The sequence below is a fragment of the Nioella sp. MMSF_3534 genome (genome assembly GCF_030732985.1).
GTDB lineage: Bacteria > Pseudomonadota > Alphaproteobacteria > Rhodobacterales > Rhodobacteraceae > Nioella.
Genome location: NZ_JASHJX010000006.1, coordinates 21,442 through 37,330 on the forward strand (window position 1 = coordinate 21,442; position 15,889 = coordinate 37,330).

At 59.7% G+C, this 15,889-nt stretch carries 16 protein-coding genes and 1 tRNA gene; 5 read left to right on the plus strand and 12 right to left on the minus strand.

Translation table 11 applies throughout. The annotated features are described in order from the left end of the window. Positions 1-7 precede the first annotated feature (7 nt). The 7 genes from gmd to RBB16_RS03950 all read right to left on the minus strand — a co-directional run bounded on the left by gmd (position 8) and on the right by RBB16_RS03950 (position 7,577). Positions 8-1,144, minus strand: coding sequence for a GDP-mannose 4,6-dehydratase (gmd, locus tag RBB16_RS03920; RefSeq protein ID WP_306044906.1), 1,137 nt, complete (start codon positions 1,142-1,144; stop codon positions 8-10). Positions 1,145-1,269: 125 nt separating this feature from the next. Beyond that, positions 1,270-1,494 carry a hypothetical protein gene (locus tag RBB16_RS03925; RefSeq protein WP_306044907.1) on the minus strand — a complete coding sequence of 75 codons (225 nt, stop codon included), beginning with the start codon at positions 1,492-1,494 and terminating at the stop codon, positions 1,270-1,272. Between the two features lie 290 nt (positions 1,495-1,784). Next, complete coding sequence (locus tag RBB16_RS03930; RefSeq protein WP_306044908.1) at positions 1,785-2,870, minus strand: polysaccharide pyruvyl transferase family protein; 1,086 nt, start codon at positions 2,868-2,870, stop codon at positions 1,785-1,787. Positions 2,871-2,958: 88 nt separating this feature from the next. Then, entirely contained in the window at positions 2,959-5,049 is a 2,091-nt protein-coding gene (locus tag RBB16_RS03935; RefSeq protein WP_306044909.1) for a glycosyltransferase, read from the minus strand. Between the two features lie 298 nt (positions 5,050-5,347). Further along, positions 5,348-6,679 (minus strand): UDP-glucose/GDP-mannose dehydrogenase family protein, encoded by a 1,332-nt coding sequence (locus RBB16_RS03940; protein ID WP_306044910.1) that lies wholly within the window; start codon positions 6,677-6,679, stop codon positions 5,348-5,350. Positions 6,680-6,960: 281 nt separating this feature from the next. Further along, positions 6,961-7,037 (minus strand) — tRNA-His (locus RBB16_RS03945). A 48-nt stretch (positions 7,038-7,085) separates the two neighbouring features. Beyond that, on the minus strand, positions 7,086-7,577 hold the full coding sequence (locus tag RBB16_RS03950; protein ID WP_306044911.1) for a GNAT family N-acetyltransferase: 492 nt from the start codon (positions 7,575-7,577) through the stop codon (positions 7,086-7,088). A gap of 120 nt (positions 7,578-7,697) precedes the next feature. Here RBB16_RS03950 and RBB16_RS03955 point away from each other — a divergent pair, with 120 nt between their 5' ends. Next, positions 7,698-7,889 carry a DUF6324 family protein gene (locus RBB16_RS03955; RefSeq protein ID WP_306044912.1) on the plus strand — a complete coding sequence of 64 codons (192 nt, stop codon included), beginning with the start codon at positions 7,698-7,700 and terminating at the stop codon, positions 7,887-7,889. A gap of 109 nt (positions 7,890-7,998) precedes the next feature. Here the strand turns inward: RBB16_RS03955 and RBB16_RS03960 are convergent, their stop codons facing one another. Together RBB16_RS03960 and RBB16_RS03965 are read right to left on the minus strand one after the other, a co-directional pair. After that, positions 7,999-8,454: an MmcB family DNA repair protein gene (locus tag RBB16_RS03960; protein WP_306044913.1), complete on the minus strand. Its 456-nt coding sequence runs from the start codon at positions 8,452-8,454 to the stop codon at positions 7,999-8,001. A gap of 300 nt (positions 8,455-8,754) precedes the next feature. Beyond that, the gene (locus RBB16_RS03965; protein ID WP_306044914.1) at positions 8,755-9,060 is read right to left on the minus strand and encodes a hypothetical protein; all 306 of its coding nucleotides are present in this window, start codon (positions 9,058-9,060) and stop codon (positions 8,755-8,757) included. 162 nt (positions 9,061-9,222) lie between these two features. Between RBB16_RS03965 and RBB16_RS03970 the strand changes: the two genes are divergently transcribed. After that, positions 9,223-10,782, plus strand: coding sequence for an amidohydrolase (locus RBB16_RS03970; RefSeq protein WP_306044915.1), 1,560 nt, complete (start codon positions 9,223-9,225; stop codon positions 10,780-10,782). 119 nt (positions 10,783-10,901) lie between these two features. Next, entirely contained in the window at positions 10,902-11,648 is a 747-nt protein-coding gene (locus RBB16_RS03975; RefSeq protein WP_306044917.1) for an isoprenylcysteine carboxylmethyltransferase family protein, read from the plus strand. A gap of 96 nt (positions 11,649-11,744) precedes the next feature. Here RBB16_RS03975 and nusB read toward each other — a convergent pair whose 3' ends face one another. The 3 genes from nusB to ribB are packed head-to-tail and all read right to left on the minus strand — an operon-like array spanning position 11,745 to position 13,898. Next, positions 11,745-12,224, minus strand: a complete 480-nt coding sequence (gene nusB, locus RBB16_RS03980; RefSeq protein ID WP_306044918.1) for a transcription antitermination factor NusB — start codon at positions 12,222-12,224, stop codon at positions 11,745-11,747. After that, a complete protein-coding gene (locus RBB16_RS03985; RefSeq protein WP_306044919.1) occupies positions 12,221-12,772 on the minus strand; it encodes a 6,7-dimethyl-8-ribityllumazine synthase in 552 nt (183 codons plus the stop codon). The genes nusB and RBB16_RS03985 overlap by 4 nt, the downstream gene beginning before the upstream one ends. Before the next feature lie 4 nt (positions 12,773-12,776). Further along, positions 12,777-13,898 carry a 3,4-dihydroxy-2-butanone-4-phosphate synthase gene (gene ribB, locus RBB16_RS03990; RefSeq protein ID WP_306044920.1) on the minus strand — a complete coding sequence of 374 codons (1,122 nt, stop codon included), beginning with the start codon at positions 13,896-13,898 and terminating at the stop codon, positions 12,777-12,779. Positions 13,899-14,039: 141 nt separating this feature from the next. Here ribB and RBB16_RS03995 point away from each other — a divergent pair, with 141 nt between their 5' ends. Both RBB16_RS03995 and RBB16_RS04000 read left to right on the plus strand, forming a co-directional pair. Continuing rightward, the gene (locus RBB16_RS03995; RefSeq protein WP_306044921.1) at positions 14,040-15,095 is read left to right on the plus strand and encodes a proline racemase family protein; all 1,056 of its coding nucleotides are present in this window, start codon (positions 14,040-14,042) and stop codon (positions 15,093-15,095) included. 83 nt (positions 15,096-15,178) lie between these two features. Further along, the gene (locus RBB16_RS04000; protein ID WP_306044922.1) at positions 15,179-15,760 is read left to right on the plus strand and encodes a VOC family protein; all 582 of its coding nucleotides are present in this window, start codon (positions 15,179-15,181) and stop codon (positions 15,758-15,760) included. The last annotated feature ends 129 nt before the right edge of the window (positions 15,761-15,889 follow it).

Consider the following 15,889-nt stretch of genomic DNA (forward strand, 5'->3'; position numbering starts at 1 on the left):
TCCTCGCTCACGATATGGACCAGCCGTTCTCCAGGCTAATTGGCAGGTCCATTCCATGCTCCTTAAGCAGTGCGTGACGTTTAGCGGTCTTAAGATCCTCGGAGACCATTTCCGCACACATTTCCTGTGTGGATATTTCCGGCACCCAACCCAATCTCTCCTTGGCCAGGGACGGATCGCCAAGCAGCGTTTCCACCTCGGCGGGACGAAAGTAACGTGGATCAATACGCACAATCACATCGCCAGGCTTGACCGCAGGAGCATTGGCCCCTTCAACCGAATCCACAACTCCGACTTCGTCCACACCATCGCCCTCGAAGCGCAGCTTAACGCCCAGTTCCGCAGCCGACCACGAAATGAACTGGCGCACCGAGAACTGCTGGCCGGTTGCAATCACGAAGTCTTGCGGCTCGTCTTGCTGCAGCATCATCCACTGCATGCGAACATAGTCCTTGGCATGGCCCCAGTCACGCAGTGCATCGATGTTGCCCATATAAAGGCATGGCTCAAGACCCTGCGCGATATTTGCCAAACCCCGGGTGATCTTTCGGGTCACGAATGTTTCGCCGCGGCGCGGACTCTCGTGATTGAAGAGAATACCGTTGCAGGCAAACATATCGTAGGCTTCACGGTAGTTCACGCAGATCCAATAGGCGTAGAGCTTGGCCACGGCATAAGGCGAACGGGGATAGAACGGAGTTGTCTCACGCTGAGGCGTTTCCTGCACCAGGCCATAAAGCTCGGAGGTTGAGGCCTGATAGAACCGCGTTGTCTTTTCCAGCCCGAGAAAGCGGATCGCCTCCAGCAGTCTCAGGGTCCCGATCGCGTCCACATCGGCGGTATATTCCGGCGCCTCGAAGCTGACGGCGACATGGGATTGCGCTCCCAGATTGTAAACCTCGTCCGGCTGCACCTCCGACAAGATGCGTGTCAGGTTGGAGGTATCGGTCAGGTCACCATAGTGGAGTTTGAGATGTGCATGGTTGGAATGCGGATCCTCGTAGATATGGTCGATCCGCTGCGTGTTGAACGAGGAGGCGCGGCGTTTGATGCCATGCACCTCGTAGCCTTTTTCGAGCAGGAACTCAGCGAGGTAGGATCCGTCCTGTCCGGTGATGCCGGTAATCAGCGCTTTTTTGGTCATTTGGGTATAGAGCCTGAATTCTAATTGGAGGACTTGGACCGCCGAAATCCGAGCAATCCAAGCCTGCTGTGTCGATCGAGCCGGTCACGGTCGTTCCGGGTGCTGAACCCAGCCCCGAGAATAGCCTACTTATCGACCGACGCCTTGGCTTTTTCAACCATTGACATCGCATCTGAAAGCGTCTTCTGGATAATCCAGGGGTTATCCGTTTCCCAACGGCCGTCAACTGTGCGATGACCGTTCAGAATTGCAAGCTCTTTGAACACCTCAATAACAATTGCATCTTGCATCTCGTTCACTCCTTCCTTTGCAACTGATTTTACTGATCTTTTACTGGTTTGCCTAGTCATGGTCACTCCTTCTCACTCATTTGGAAACTGTTGCTAGATCCTGATCAAATACTGGACAAAACGACAACATCGGGAAAGCGATACGCGCCTAAATGACCTTTAAAGAAAAAATCCGCTCAAACTCTCTTGTGAAAACGACGTTCTCAGATAGGGATCCATTTGAGAGAAACCAATTTCCAAATTCATATTTACACTCCTTCATCTCCGCAATCAAACCCTCAGCGCCATTTAGGACGCCGAAACCGAAAGTGCTTGTGAATGACATTTCGAGACGCCCTGCCCTTTTCTCGCTAATTCACTTCTCTGGTGGAAATTCCAGCTACCGAGGCTACGTCTGAAATTCTTGAATATAATTCTCTTCTGCGGCTTTTGTAAGTCGAACTGTCAAACTCAACCCGCTTCCAAGCGTCTTCTACGGTTTCGCAATTCTCAAGGAAATCTTCTATTCCGATATGCGGCAATGCCATGGTTTCAGACAGTTCCTGTGTGCGTGAATCGTGCGTGATCCATAGTGCAGGTGTGCCAGCCTGCCAAGCGGCCATATTCCCATGAAGTCGCAATCCAACGGAAAAGTCGAAATGGCTGCTGTCTTCTAGCCATTGATCGACGCTGAAGTAGGTGCGCATTTTGGTCGCCATGAAGGTCCGGAACGTCTCGATCTCTTCCCCTGGCATCAACGCTCTTGCGAGACTAGCTTCGAACTTTGGCTCCTTATTATTGAGCGCAAACGGATTTTTTTGGCGTAAGAAGGTTATCATCTCTGGAACGGCCTGCTGGACCATTATTCCGGGTCCTCCGGCAGCCCAGGATACAAGACGCCTTTCAACTTGAGCCTTAGTAGGTTTTTTCGGCCAGGGTTCATCCGCATGGGCGATGAAATTCCTCATGGGCGATGTCAGTTTTCTTGCAATTATGTCGCCAAGACTAGGAGACGGGTTAATAAAATTTGAGGGGCATCCAGTGATTTCAAAATTGTTGAGGCGATATTTTTCCAGTACCCGCGCAGTGAATTCGCCACGGATGGAAATCTTGGGACTGCGTTCCCGCATTAGGTCGGTCAGACGAAGAATACTCGAATGGAAATCGAAACTGCTTTTGTTGAAATCGTCGGCTTGCGCACCTAGGCCGAGAAAGACCAGAGGAAGGTCACATTTCTCAAGAAATGAGACAAAACCGCTCATGTCAAAGTTTTCGCGAAGAAAGTTTGCAGATGGAATCACGACGGCCTTGTGATCTTTCTTTATGCGATCAGGTTGCCACGGAATGTCCTGACCGATCACATTGATAGGATCGTTTATGATGCTGCAGGCTGCATATTGAAAAACAAGGTTGCCGCAATTATTTCCGACGCGCTGCATTGCGGTCGCGGTGTCCATGAAAGGTAGGCCGGGCACATGGCCACGGGTTCCAGAGAGAGCTACAGGTTTCATATTTGACTGCTTTCAAGAATGGATGCCGAGGCCACTAAAAATCCTTCCCGCTCATCTCTACCGCCATCCCCCCCGGTGCCAGCCGCATGGCCAATTCCGAGAACGAACTCCAGGTGCTGCCCAGCATCAGTGGCGCCCGCGATAGCAGGATTGCGTCAGCCATCGCATAACGCAACTGTTCTGCCGACCGGTCATAGGCTGTGCGCGGCAGGAAGGCAACACGAGACCCGTAGCGAGCGGTGAAGGCGTCGTAGGTTTCCGGCCGGTCCGCAGCCACGAAGATCCGCTCAGCACGCCCTTCGGCCGTCAATTGATCGAGTCGCTTCATGAAATGCGCGAAATGGCTCTTGGCGCGCCATTCTGCGATAAGGTCATGGTCTTCCTGCGTCCAGTTCTCCGCACTTTCATAGGGCAAATGCTCGAACTGTTTGCCACCTTCCATGCGCACATGGGCAGTGACGTCATTGGGATTGCGCACGCTGGCCACGAGGTCTCGGATCATCTTGACCGGGGTCAGCGACTGGATGAACGTGTTCTCGGCAGTCCAGTGACTGTGCTCGGAGTTCAGGACGAAAGCTGCGCGGGCGTAGACCCCGCGACCGTCATTGAGACTTATCAGCGCATTTTTCTCAGCGCCGGGTTCGGAGGTCATGTAGTTATAGACATCGCAACCGATCTCATCGGCGTCGCTCAGGAAGCCCTTGTCGATTACGGCGCCATCAAAGTCGAACAGGTCCCCGAAATGACAGTCACAATGGTGATCGGGTTCCCAAACGATCACCAGTTCCCGGTCCGTTGCTTCGGCGATTGCGGCGGCCGATCCGATTGCGCGCAGGCGGTTGCCTAGCCCGTGCTGTGCGTCGATGAAAATCTTGTTCCGGGGCACTGCGACTGCGGGCATTGGCGGAACCGCGTCAGGTGGGCTGGCCATCGCGTTGAGGAAGGCCTGCTTGGATAGCTCCCCGAGTGGGCGCTGCATCACGCGCTCAAAGGCTTCGGCGTTCAGGTCACGCACTTCCGGACCATAGTCCCAAGACATGAGTTCCTGCAGCATCTGGCGCGACGCCGCGTCGAATACGTGAGCGGGCACGACGTTTTCATGATGTCCGGCACGGGTCAGACTGCTGATGCGATGGTCTTGCTGCGTGAACCTGAGCGGCAGCAATTGTCGCTGGCCATTCCAGTCCGGCATCATATCGCACAGGATGCGGTTGCGCTGGATCATGAAGCGCGGGCTGGCAGAGATCACGTCACGAGCAGGGCGCTGCTCATTGTCGCCTTCTCCGGTGCGTTCTTCATCAGAGTGATCCAGGTGGTGGATCGTGTCCGGTGCCACATCCCGGCGGATGAATCCCGCAGATTCTAGCCGAGTGTAAAGGTCATCGTCATCCCAGCCATATGTGGTGATGAATTCGTTGAATCCCCCCACTGCCGCCAGCGCCGAGCGCGACGTGTAGAAGAAACCGTTCACATGCACCTGATCTGCCGCAGCCGTGCGCCAGTTGCCTGCGATGAAGGTGTCGAGGTTTGGCAGCTGATTGCTGTCGAAGAATCCATCTGAGATCACGATATCCGCATCAGCCTTCAATATCCGTTCGCACCTGGCCATACGGAAGCCGACATTGAACGCGTAGGACAGGATCCAGCGAGGCTCATCCTCGACGCGGATCACCCGGATGCGTGGGTCGTCGAACCCTGCGTCCTCCAAAGACTGTGAAACCGGCACACGAGAGCTCCAATCCACGATGATCACTTCGGAGACCTGCGAATGTGCCAGCCAGCTGCCGAGAGCCTTGAGTAGGTTATCCGTTCGGTTCATGGCGCAGGTCACGAGGCTGACGCCCGGTGCGCCGCCAAACTCGATACCACCGAGCATGATATCGCGCTGCATCGCGCCCCCGTCCAGGGCTGCTTCCGGCAGCGTCAAACAGACTTCACGCACCGAAGCATATCCTGCGATCAATCGCGAGAAGTTCAGATAGGACTGTCGAATGTACTGCGGTGCATCTGGAGAGATCTTGTCCCGGATGCACGAGAGCTTGCGGTCTACATCGTGAACCCGCTTTTCGACCACTGCACTATATAGTTCGTAGAGCTCACTACTGAGCGGAAGAGAATCCTTCATGAACCAAACCTAAACCTTGTTTCGCGTAAAAGTCGTCTTTTTTTCAACTAATTAAAGCGAGAGGTGATCTGTCTTCGACACTATATGTCACTTGACCTATTCGCACCTTTGCCCCCTGCACCATAGCCCGATTCCGCGAAGCAGTTCTTTGCACAGAGAAACGGGTGTTGCAACAGTACTGGCCAGGCTTGGACCGCGGTCTGCGGTTGGTTGCCGAAATACAGTGCGCATTGTCGGCAGCCTGGTATTTTTTTACTCGGTTCCTACTCCGGGCGACTTCGCCAGACGGGCTCATTGTCTATCCGCATTCTGCTGGCGGAATAGTTCGCCTGCCGATAGAGTCGTAGCCGTTGAACCCTGCCCGTTTCGCGTCCTTTGCGGAATAGACGTTGCGCAAATCAGCCAAGCGCGGCGTGGCCATGCGGCGAGCCAACTTCTTGAGGTCCAGCGCTCGGAACTCGTTCCATTCTGTAAGGACCACCAGCAGGTCGGCATTGTTCGCAGCCTTGTAGGGGTCCTCTGTCCAGATTACGCCGGGAAGCAGGGCCTCGCCCTCGCGCCGCCCCTGTGGATCGACGACGCGCACCTTGGCACCCGACCCAACGAGCGCCGGAATAATCGTCAACGATGGCGCTTCGCGCATGTCGTCGGTATTGGGTTTGAAGGTCACGCCAAGGATTGCGATGGTCTTGCCGTTGAAGCTGCCACCACAGAGATCTCGCAGTTTCTCGACCATGCGCTGCTTGACCGAGTCGTTCACGCGGATCACCGTCTCGACAATATTCTGCGGTACCGCGTTTTCCTGACCAATCCGGGCCAAGGCCGATGTGTCCTTTGGAAAGCACGATCCCCCATAGCCGGGACCGGCATGCAGGAAATGCTGCCCGATGCGGCCATCAAGCCCCATTCCACGCGCCACCTCCTTTACGTCGGCCCCAACCCGTTCGCACAGGGCAGCGATCTCGTTGATGAACGTGATCTTCGTGGCGAGAAAACCGTTTGCAGCGTATTTGATCATCTCGGCGCTTTCCAGATCGGTGGTCACAATCGGAAATTCGCGCAGATATAGAGGGCGATAGATCTCTTCCATGACCTCGGCTGCGCGTTCGCTCTGGACTCCGACGATCACCCTGTCAGGCTTCATGAAATCGTCGATTGCCGCCCCTTCGCGCAGGAATTCCGGGTTCGAGGCCACGTCGAATTCGGCATCAGGATTGGCCTTGGCAATCACCTGCTTGACCTTTCGGTTGGTTCCTACCGGAACGGTAGATTTCGTCACGATCACAGCATAGCCCGTCAATGCCTTGGCGATCTCCTCGGCAACGGCCATCACATAGGTCAGGTCGGCGTGCCCGTCTCCGCGGCGTGTCGGCGTGCCAACAGCGATGAAAACCGCATCGGCCCCGTCAATCGCCTTGTTCAGATCCGTCGAGAAGGTCAGGCGTCCGGCAGCCACGTTGCGCACCATCACATCTTCCAGGCCTGGCTCGAAAATCGGCACCTCGCCGGCATCAAGCCGCGCGATCTTCTCGGCGTCCTTATCGACGCAAATCACGTCATGGCCGAAATCCGAAAAACACACTCCGGAAACAAGCCCGACATAGCCCGTTCCGATCATCGCAATACGCATCTGAACCCGATCCCTCTAACCCAATCGCCTGCCCGCATCCTTAGCGCGACTATGCCTAGCACCGACCTTTGCGAATTACGAGTGAAAGCAGGCACCTCGACGTCCCGAACCACTTGCCGGACTGTTTGGAAGCACCATAGGGCCAATGCAGGCGGGGGCACTGACGCAGGATCACCCGCGTTCGACAGAAGGTAGCATATAAGGCCTCCACGAATCCGGCCACGCGCTTTGAGGACAGGGGACTGTCTCTTTTCGGCGCATCTGCCCATGTGATCGGAGTGTGGTACCGCCTCCCCGGCTTGAACGGGGGACCTCTGGATCCACAATCCAGCGCTCTAACCAACTGAGCTAAGGCGGCACTGGCGGGGTGGATAGCCCCCGTTGCGCCGGAATGCAAGCCTCTCTGTCATGTCAATTTCAGCTTCCATGTCTGTTCTTCCAGCCGCTGCCCAAACGAGGTGACCGGATGACTGTCGGTGCAGGTGAACCCGGCCTTTTCATAGAGCGCGCAGGCGGCCCGGTGGCTGGCATGGGTCCAGAGCACCAATTCCCCGTAACCTCTTTCGCGGGCATAGGCGATGCAGGCGTCAAGCAGCCGTTTGCCAAGCCCTTTACCGCGCGCAGACGGGGTCAGCAGGAACAGCCGCAGCTTGGCCTGCCCCGGTTCCGGCCCTTTGACACAGAAGATGGAGCCGAGCCTCTGCTCCCCGTCCCAGGCAATCCAGGCCCGTTCGCAGGCAGGGTCGCGGGTGCGGAGATAGGCGGCAAGGATTTCGGCCACCAGCGGCTCGAAACTGGCGTCGAACCCTTCCTCTCGAGCATAGAGCTCCGCATGTTGCTGGATCAGCCAGCCGGCATCGCCGATGGCCAGATCCCGCAGCTCGATCTCGTCATTCATGCGATTTCCCCTTTGTGGATGCCGCGCAGTTCCAGTATTTTGCCTTGTATCGTAATGGGCAAGGGTCTAGGCCGCTCGCCAGCCCCTATCGAGGGGAAAACCGGTTTCTCGGAGGATATCATGGGCATCGACAGCGAAAGCGACATCGCCGCCAATCTGCAGATCGGCCCCACCACCCTGGGCATGGTCCGCATCTATATAGAGGCCGACGGCGTCGACCTGCCGCTGGATTTCGACCCGGAAGAAGCCCTGGAAATCGCCGAGGAACTGCGCGTCGCGGCGGAAACCATCCGCAAGGGCGCCAAGGGCTGATCCCCTGCCCCACGGCATCGTCGCTTGATGGCCTGTCATACGAGGGGCGCTGCCCCTCGCGCTCCCCGGAGTATTTGGGCCAAGAAGAAGGGGGCGGGGACAGTTTTAGTCAAATGCTGCCCGGTTTGGGGTCGCGGTAGCCGTGCAGACGCTGCGCGGCGGTGCGGGCGAATTTCTGCGTCAGCACCTTGCGCCGGGCGGGGGCGAGCTTGGTTTCGGGTCCGAAGCGCAGGATTTCCGCATCATAGGCATCGGCGATGATCAGCCCCGTGCCCTCTGGCAGCAAATCGGTCGGAAATTCCTGATCCACGGCCCAGAAATACCGGTCGCACCATTCCAGGTAGCCATCCCATTTCGAATCGGATGTGAAGTCGACGCGGCTCGATTTGCACTCGATCACCCAGATTTCCCCTTTGGGGCCAAGCGCCATGACATCCACCCGCTTGCCCCGCTCCGGCACGAATTCCTCCAGGCTGGCGAAATCATGCTGGCGCAGATGACGGCAGACGCCCCGGGCCAGCAACTGGCCGGGCATGAGATCGGGAAAGAGAGCGTCGTTTGCCATGCCACCAGATTGGAACAATTCAAGAACAAATGCAATTGCCTGCATTGGCCTTGTCGGACTCCGTGGAAGGGCCTATGTGGGGAACTGACGGGGTCTGCCCTTCTCGTATCGGGTAATATTCCGGTGGCCTTAAGCAAATCCGAGGGAGCTGGCTCTGTGCGGGCCGTGGTCCGTTTACCTGGCGCCCACCTGTATATACAGGTCCTCGGGAATTGAATTCCCAACGGTTGTGGTGGTCCCGTCACCTTTGAAAGACCAAGGCCCGAGGCGCATGCTTCGGGCCTTCTTTCTTGTGGGGGGCTAGTGGTCGGTGATCCGAACCGGAAGCGCGACCGGATCGGCCACGGGCAAGGCATCGCGCTTGCCGCCGCTTTGGTCGTCATCCTCGTCACCCATGGACATGATCTTGTAGCCGATCTGCGCCGACCCGAAGGTGATGGTGCCGAACACGATCAGCATCAGAACCGCCACCGGCCCTTCTGACGTGTGGGTTACAAGGTGCCACAGGTTGCCGACATTGAAGGCGAGGATCATCACCGTGAAGGCGACCGAGATCCCGAAGCCGATGAACGCGTGGCGAATGATCATCCTGATATGGTCTGGCATGATGTCCTCCTTGACCTTGTCAATCATGTTAGCACTGGTTGCTTGCTCTGCAACCCGCAAGCCTGCGGCAGAGCCGCCCATGGGCCACATTTCGCCCGTCTGAAAAGCGCTTGCCTGCCATGGGGGCAGCGTCCTAGCGTCGTGCTGAAAACGGAGGCAGGCATGACGGCGGCAAAAGACACGGCGCGGGCAGCGGTCAGGGCGCGTATGGGCGAGATTTCCCGCTGGACGCGCGACATCTGGGAGTTCGGAGAAACCGCCTGGCGCGAATACAAATCCTGCGCCTATTACGTGGACCTTCTGCGCCGCGAGGGCTTCGAGGTCGAGGAAGGCAGCGCCGGCATGCCCACGGCCTTCTGCGCCACATGGTCAAACGGCGACGGGCCGGTGATCGGCGGCTACGCGGAATATGACGGCATTCCTGGCAACTGCCAGGCGGCAGAGCCGCGGAAAGCTCCCCGTCCTGGCCTCGGCCCCCATGCGGGTGGCCATACCGATCCGCATTCCGCGCTTGGCATGGGATCACTCGGCGGCTTCCTCGCGGCCAAGGCGGCGATGGAGGCACATAACATCCCCGGGCGGCTCAAGTTCTTCGGCGAACCGGCGGAAAAGGTCAGGGGATCAAAACCCATTCACGCGGCAGCGGGCTATTACGACGACCTCGATGCCGCGATCAGCTTTCACCCGTTCTACATGGCGCCCTTGTGCAACACCGTCAGGTGGGACACCCATTGCGGCGTGGGCTACGGCGTCATCTACGAATTCACCTGTGATGCACCCGAAACCTGGATGGCGGGCGAAGATGCCTCGCCCATCCCCGCCAGCCACGCCGCGGCCCGCGCGCCGGGGGCCACGGATGCGATGGTGCAGATGTATCAATCGGCCAAAGCCCTGCGCGAACACGTGATGGCGCCGGGGCAAAGCTGGTCGATGAACGAAACCATCCTCAGCCACGGGCAGGCCACCGCCGACAACATCCCCGCGCAGATCGCGCAGATCCAGTATTTTATCCGCATCAGCGAGGTCAGCGAGGCCGAACATATCATCCGTGGGCTTGATCATTTCGCCGAGGCTGCGGCACGGCTCTGCCACTGTTCGTGGCGGCGGCACTGGGTGGCGAAATCACGCCCCGGCCTGCCCAACCACGCCATGGCCCGCGCCACCTATGCCAATCTAGAAGCGGTCGGCGCGCCGGTGTGGGGCGAGGAAGCCGCCGCCTTCGCCCGTGCGATTCAGGGCGAACTGGGGCTGGAGCCCATGGAAGCCCCCTTCCTGCCGATGATCTCGGAGCTCATGCCACCTGAAGAGGCCGAACATAGGCTGCGCCGGACCCTGCCGCCCTCGCAACGCCACTTCACTTCGGACGACTACACCGAATATTGCTGGCACGCGCCCACGGTGCGGCTCTATATCGGGCGCCCGGCGCTCGCCGCACCCGAGGGCTTCGCCTACCCGGCCTGGGCGATGAACGCGCTTGGCGGGCATCCGGCAACGATCGACCCGATGACCGAGGTCGCGGCGCAGGTCATCGCCATGACGGCGCTCGACTGCCTGACCGACCCGGCCCTGTTGGAAACGGCACAGGCCGAGTTCCGCAAGCGCACCGCCCAAGAGCATATTCCGCCACTCTGCGATTACGCCCCGCCGCTTCAATTCCGCTGGCCGGAATACATCTCGACAGCGCGGGGCGAGGACTGGGTGATCCCCTCGCGCGGGCAATAGCCCCGGTTTCAACCGCAAGCCCATGCCCATGAACCGGGGTTTATTGCGCCTTTCGCGGCCTTCGGCCTATCCGCAGGCACGACCGTTCAGGCCGATGATTTCTGGAAGGACCCTCCCGCATGCTTATCAATGACCACCTCGCGAACATGGGCGAAACCCTGTTCCGCTGGCGCAGCTTCGTTCTGACACTGTTCATTCCCATCGTTTTCTTTGCCATCTGGCAGGGCGAGGCAATCGAGCTGCGCTTCGGCGACACCGTGGGGGAAATCTACGAGGCGATCTGCCTCGTGCTGGTGCTGACCGGTGTGGGTCTTCGGGCCTTTACGGTGGGATATGTGCCCGCGCGCACCTCGGGGCGGAATACCAAGGGGCAGGTTGCGGATTCGCTCAATACCACCGGGATCTATTCCGTGGTGCGCAACCCGCTCTACCTGGCCAATGCGATCGGCTACATGGGGGTGGCGCTCTATACCCAGTGGCTCTGGGTGGGGGCGCTGATGGCGCTAGTGCTGGTGATCTATTTCGAACGGATCATCGCCGCCGAGGAACGCTTCCTGTCGGACAAGTTCGGCCAGGACTACAGCGACTGGGCCGCGCGCACCCCGGCCTTCTTCCCGCGCCTGTCTGGCTGGGTGAACCCTGCTCTGCCCTTCAGCTGGCGCACCGTCTTCCGCCGCGAGCATCCAAGCTGGCTCAGCACCATGACCATGATGTATGCGCTCGAGATGCTCTCGACCTGGCGCAAGGGTGAGGCCCTGTCAGACGCCACGGCCTGGCATGTGGCGATGCTGGCGGTGATCGCGCTTCAGATCGTGATGATGGCGCTGAAGAAATGGACCCGGTTTTTCCGCGTGGACGGGCGCTGATCGACGCGGAAGAATTTTCCAGAAAATTCTTCCAAGCACCAAATTTTTCTGGAAAAATTTGCAGACCGGAAAACTCTTCTGGAAGAGTTTTCCGTCTCAGAACGCCTCGGGCCGGGCTTCGCGCGCCATGTGGTCAAGAACGGCATTCACGAATTTCGGCTCGCGCCCTTCGGGAAAGAAGGCGCGGGCGACGTCCACGAACTCGGTAATCACCACCTTGGGTGGTGTCGCCGAGTCCAGCAGCTCCGCCCCCGCAGCCCGGAACAAGGCCCGGATCGTCGGGTCGATGCGTGCAATCGGCCATTTCGCAACAAGCGCCCGGTCGGTCATCTGGTCGATCTTCGCCTGCCAGTTCACCGCGTCATCCAGCAGCTTGGTGAAGAGGTCGGGATCGGCCTCGGCCAATTCCTCGCCCGCCACTTCCTGTCCGAAACGGAAATCGAAGAACTCGCGGCGCACCTTCTCCACCGTTTGCCCCGCGGCCTCCATCTGGAAGAGCGCCTGCACGGCGTAAAGCCGGGCCGCCGATTTCATCTGGCGCTTTTCGTCTTTCGTGGGGCCCTTTTGGGTGGTCATGCGCGGCTTGGTCCTTTTGCATCGCCGGCAATCAGCATCTCGCTGCCCGCCGGTTTGAATCCGATGCCGCCTTTAGGCGCTGCGAACTTCCGCGTCAACGCGATAAGGTGGAGCGCCGCCGCAGCAGCCCCGCCGCCCTTGTTCTGATCGGCGGGATCGGCGCGCACTTCCGCCTGTTTGCGGTTTTCCACGGTCAGGATGCCATTGCCGATGCAGGCCCCTTCCAGCCCCAGAAGCTGGATCGCGCGGGAACTGTCATTGCAGACCGTGTCATAATGGGTGGTCTCGCCCCGGATCACGCAACCGATGGCGACGAACCCGTCGAAATTGGCCTGCCGATAGGCGATGCGGATCGCCGTGGGCACCTCCAGCGCGCCGGGCACTTCGATGATCTCATGATCCGCGCCCGCCTCGTCCAGCGTCGCAATCGCACCCGCGATCATGTTGTCGGCGATATCCTTGTAATAGGGCGCGACGACGATCAGCACTTTCACCGGCTTGTCAAAGGACGGCAGGGGCAGCGTGTAGTGGGATTCGGAACCAGCCATAGTGTCAGCCTTTCATGATCGGGCGCGTGCCCACGATGGAAAGCCCGAAGGCGTCGAGACCCAGATAGCGGGTCGAGGGCGAGTCGGTCAGAAGGATCAGCTCGTGCAGGCCCATCTTGGACAGGATCTGCGCGCCCAATCCGGTACGCTTGATGGTGCGGGGCCCGTGTTCATCTTCCGCCGCAAAAGCCTCTTTCCGGGGCGCACGGATCAGGCAGATCGCCCCCCGGCCCTCCTCTGCAATGATCCGCATTGCGGTCGGCAGCTCTGCGGTCGGCTTCGGACCCAGTCCCAACAGATCCGCCCCGGCCTGCAACGCATGGGTGCGGATCAGAACCGGCTCATCGGTGGTGATGTCCCCCTTCACCAGCACCACATGTTCAACGCCATGGGTCTGATCGGTGAAAATCCGCATCTCCCATTCACCACCGAATTCAGAGGTCACCATATCGCGGGCCGTCTCAACGACCAGGTTATCGCTCCGCGAGCGATAGGTAATGAGGTCCGAGATCGTGCCAATCTTCAGCCCGTGTTTCCTTGCATAGTCCACCAGATCAGGCAACCGGGCCATGGTGCCATCTTCCTTCATGATCTCGCAGATCACCGAAGACGGGTAATGCCCCGCCAGTCGCGCTACGTCGCAGCCCGCCTCGGTATGGCCCGCGCGCACCAGCACCCCCCCACGCCGCGCGCGCAGCGGGAAGACATGACCGGGTGTGGCGATATCAGCGGCGGTGCATTGCGGGTCAATCGCAGTCTTCACGGTCAGGGCGCGGTCGGCGGCGGAAATCCCGGTAGACACGCCCTCCCGCGCCTCGATCGACACCGTAAAGGCCGTCTCGTGGCGCGAGGAGTTGTTCACCGTCATCATCGGCAGGCCCAGTTCCTCCACCCGCTCTGCAGGCAGGGTCAGGCAGATCAGCCCGCGCCCATGGGTGGCCATGAAGTTGATCGCCTCCGGTGTCGCGAAATTGGCGGGGATCACAAGATCGCCCTCGTTTTCTCGGTCTTCATGATCGACGAGGATGAACATGCGGCCCTGCCGGGCTTCCTCGATGATCTCCTCGATGGGCGAGATCGCGTCCTTGAAATCGGTCTCGACGGGCCCGGGGGTCTCGAATGTCATTATGGTCCCTTTGCACCTTGGCTTGGGCAGGAGATACCGCAGCCTGCCCCCCGATACCAGTGAAGACCCGCCCAAACAGGTGCTGGACACGACGTCATTGCGCAGCCTAGCCTCCGCAAAACCGCACAGGAAAGGCCCGCGATGCGCTTCTCTCGCATGATCACCGCTGTTGAAGCCCATGCCGAAGGCGAACCGGGTCGCGTCATCACCGGGGGCCTGCCACCGATTCCCGGCCAGACGGTGTTCGAAAAGATGCAGTGGTTGCAGGCAAATGCCGACGATATCCGCCTGCTGATGCTGCGCGAACCGCGCGGAAACCCGGCGCTGTGCTGCAACGCCCTCGTGGAACCCTGCGACCCGGCGGCGGATGCCGGTTTCATCATCATGGAGCAGACCGAATACCCGCCCATGTCGGGCTCGAACACCATCTGCACCGTGACGGTTCTGCTGGAAACCGGCATCCTGCCGATGGTTGAACCGGTGACCGAGCTAACGCTGGAGGCCCCGGCGGGGCTGATCCGGGTCCGTGCCGAGTGCAAGGACGGCAAGGTCACCCGCGTCACCTTTCACAACGTGCCGTCCTTCGCCCTGCATCTCGATGCGGAGATCGAGGTCGAGGGCCATGGACGGGCCCGCGTCGATGTGGCCTGGGGCGGGATGTTCTATGTCATCGCCGACGCGGCCCAGTTCGGTCTGGAGCTGACCCCGGAAAACGGCGCAGAAATGGTGCGCCTGTGCGAGGCCCTGCGGCGCGCCGCCGCCGCGCAACTGCCCGTCACCCACCCCGAGAACCCGGCCATCACCGGCCCCACGATCTCGCAACTGACCGGCCCCGCGCAGCAGGCCGGCAACCACGGGCGCAGCGCCGTCACGGTCTCGAACAGCGTCTCGGCCCCGCCAAGTCCCCTGTCGCTTCCCGGCGCGCTCGACCGGTCCCCTTGCGGCACGGGCACCAGCGCGAAACTGGCCTGCCTGCATGCCCGCGGCCTGCTGGAACCCGGTGAAGACTACATCAATGAAGGCCCCATCGGCACCACCTTCACCGCAAGGATCGAGGGCCTGACCCAGGTCGGCCCCTACCCCGCCATCATCCCCAGCATCGCCGGACAGGCCTGGATCTACGGCACCAGCCAATACATGCTCGACCCCACCGATCCATTCCAACACGGCTTCCGCGTGGGCGATATCTGGGGCTGACGCACAGATCCCCTGCGCCAGTCGGCATTTGGCTTTGGCCGCGTTTGGGTTACCATCCCTCCAACAGAAGGGGAGACGATACCATGCGCAAGCTACAGGTTCAGGGCGTTCACCACATCACGCTGACCGGTGCCGACCGGCAGACCTCGATTGATTTCTGGGAAGGGGTACTTGGCATGCCCTTCATCTTCGACCAGCCCAATCTGGACAATCCGCGCGAAGGCCATCTCTATTTCGATCCCGGCGACGGGCGGCTCATCACCATCTTCACCAATGAAGACCGCACCCCCGATCCGCGCCGCACCCCCACGGAACCCGGCTGCGTCCACCATATCGCCTTCAATGTCAGCAAGGCCGTGTTCAGCCAATGCGTGACCCGGCTCGATGAACGCGGGATCAGCCATTCCGGCCCCAAGGATCGCGGCTTCATGGATTCGATCTATTTCAAGGATCCGATGGGCCTGATGATCGAGCTGGCCTGCTACCGGTTCGAGCCGCCAGTGGGTTGCACCCATGCCGATGTGATGATCGAGGCGCACCGGATGCGCGTCGCGGCGGGCGACTACAACATTCAGGAAAAACATCTCGCCGATGCGATCGAGCTTCTGGTCGAACGCCGCCAGCAGACCCTGTCCGCTGACCGTTCCCCGAAGAATCCCTACTGAGTTTCTTCTTGGCGCCAAATACTCCCGCCGGAGGCACGCAACGGTGCCTCCGGCGGATCGTTTGGTTATCGCGACTCCCTCACCACCCATCCGTGGCAACGCGGCCCGAGGAGGGCCCCGGAGGGGCCT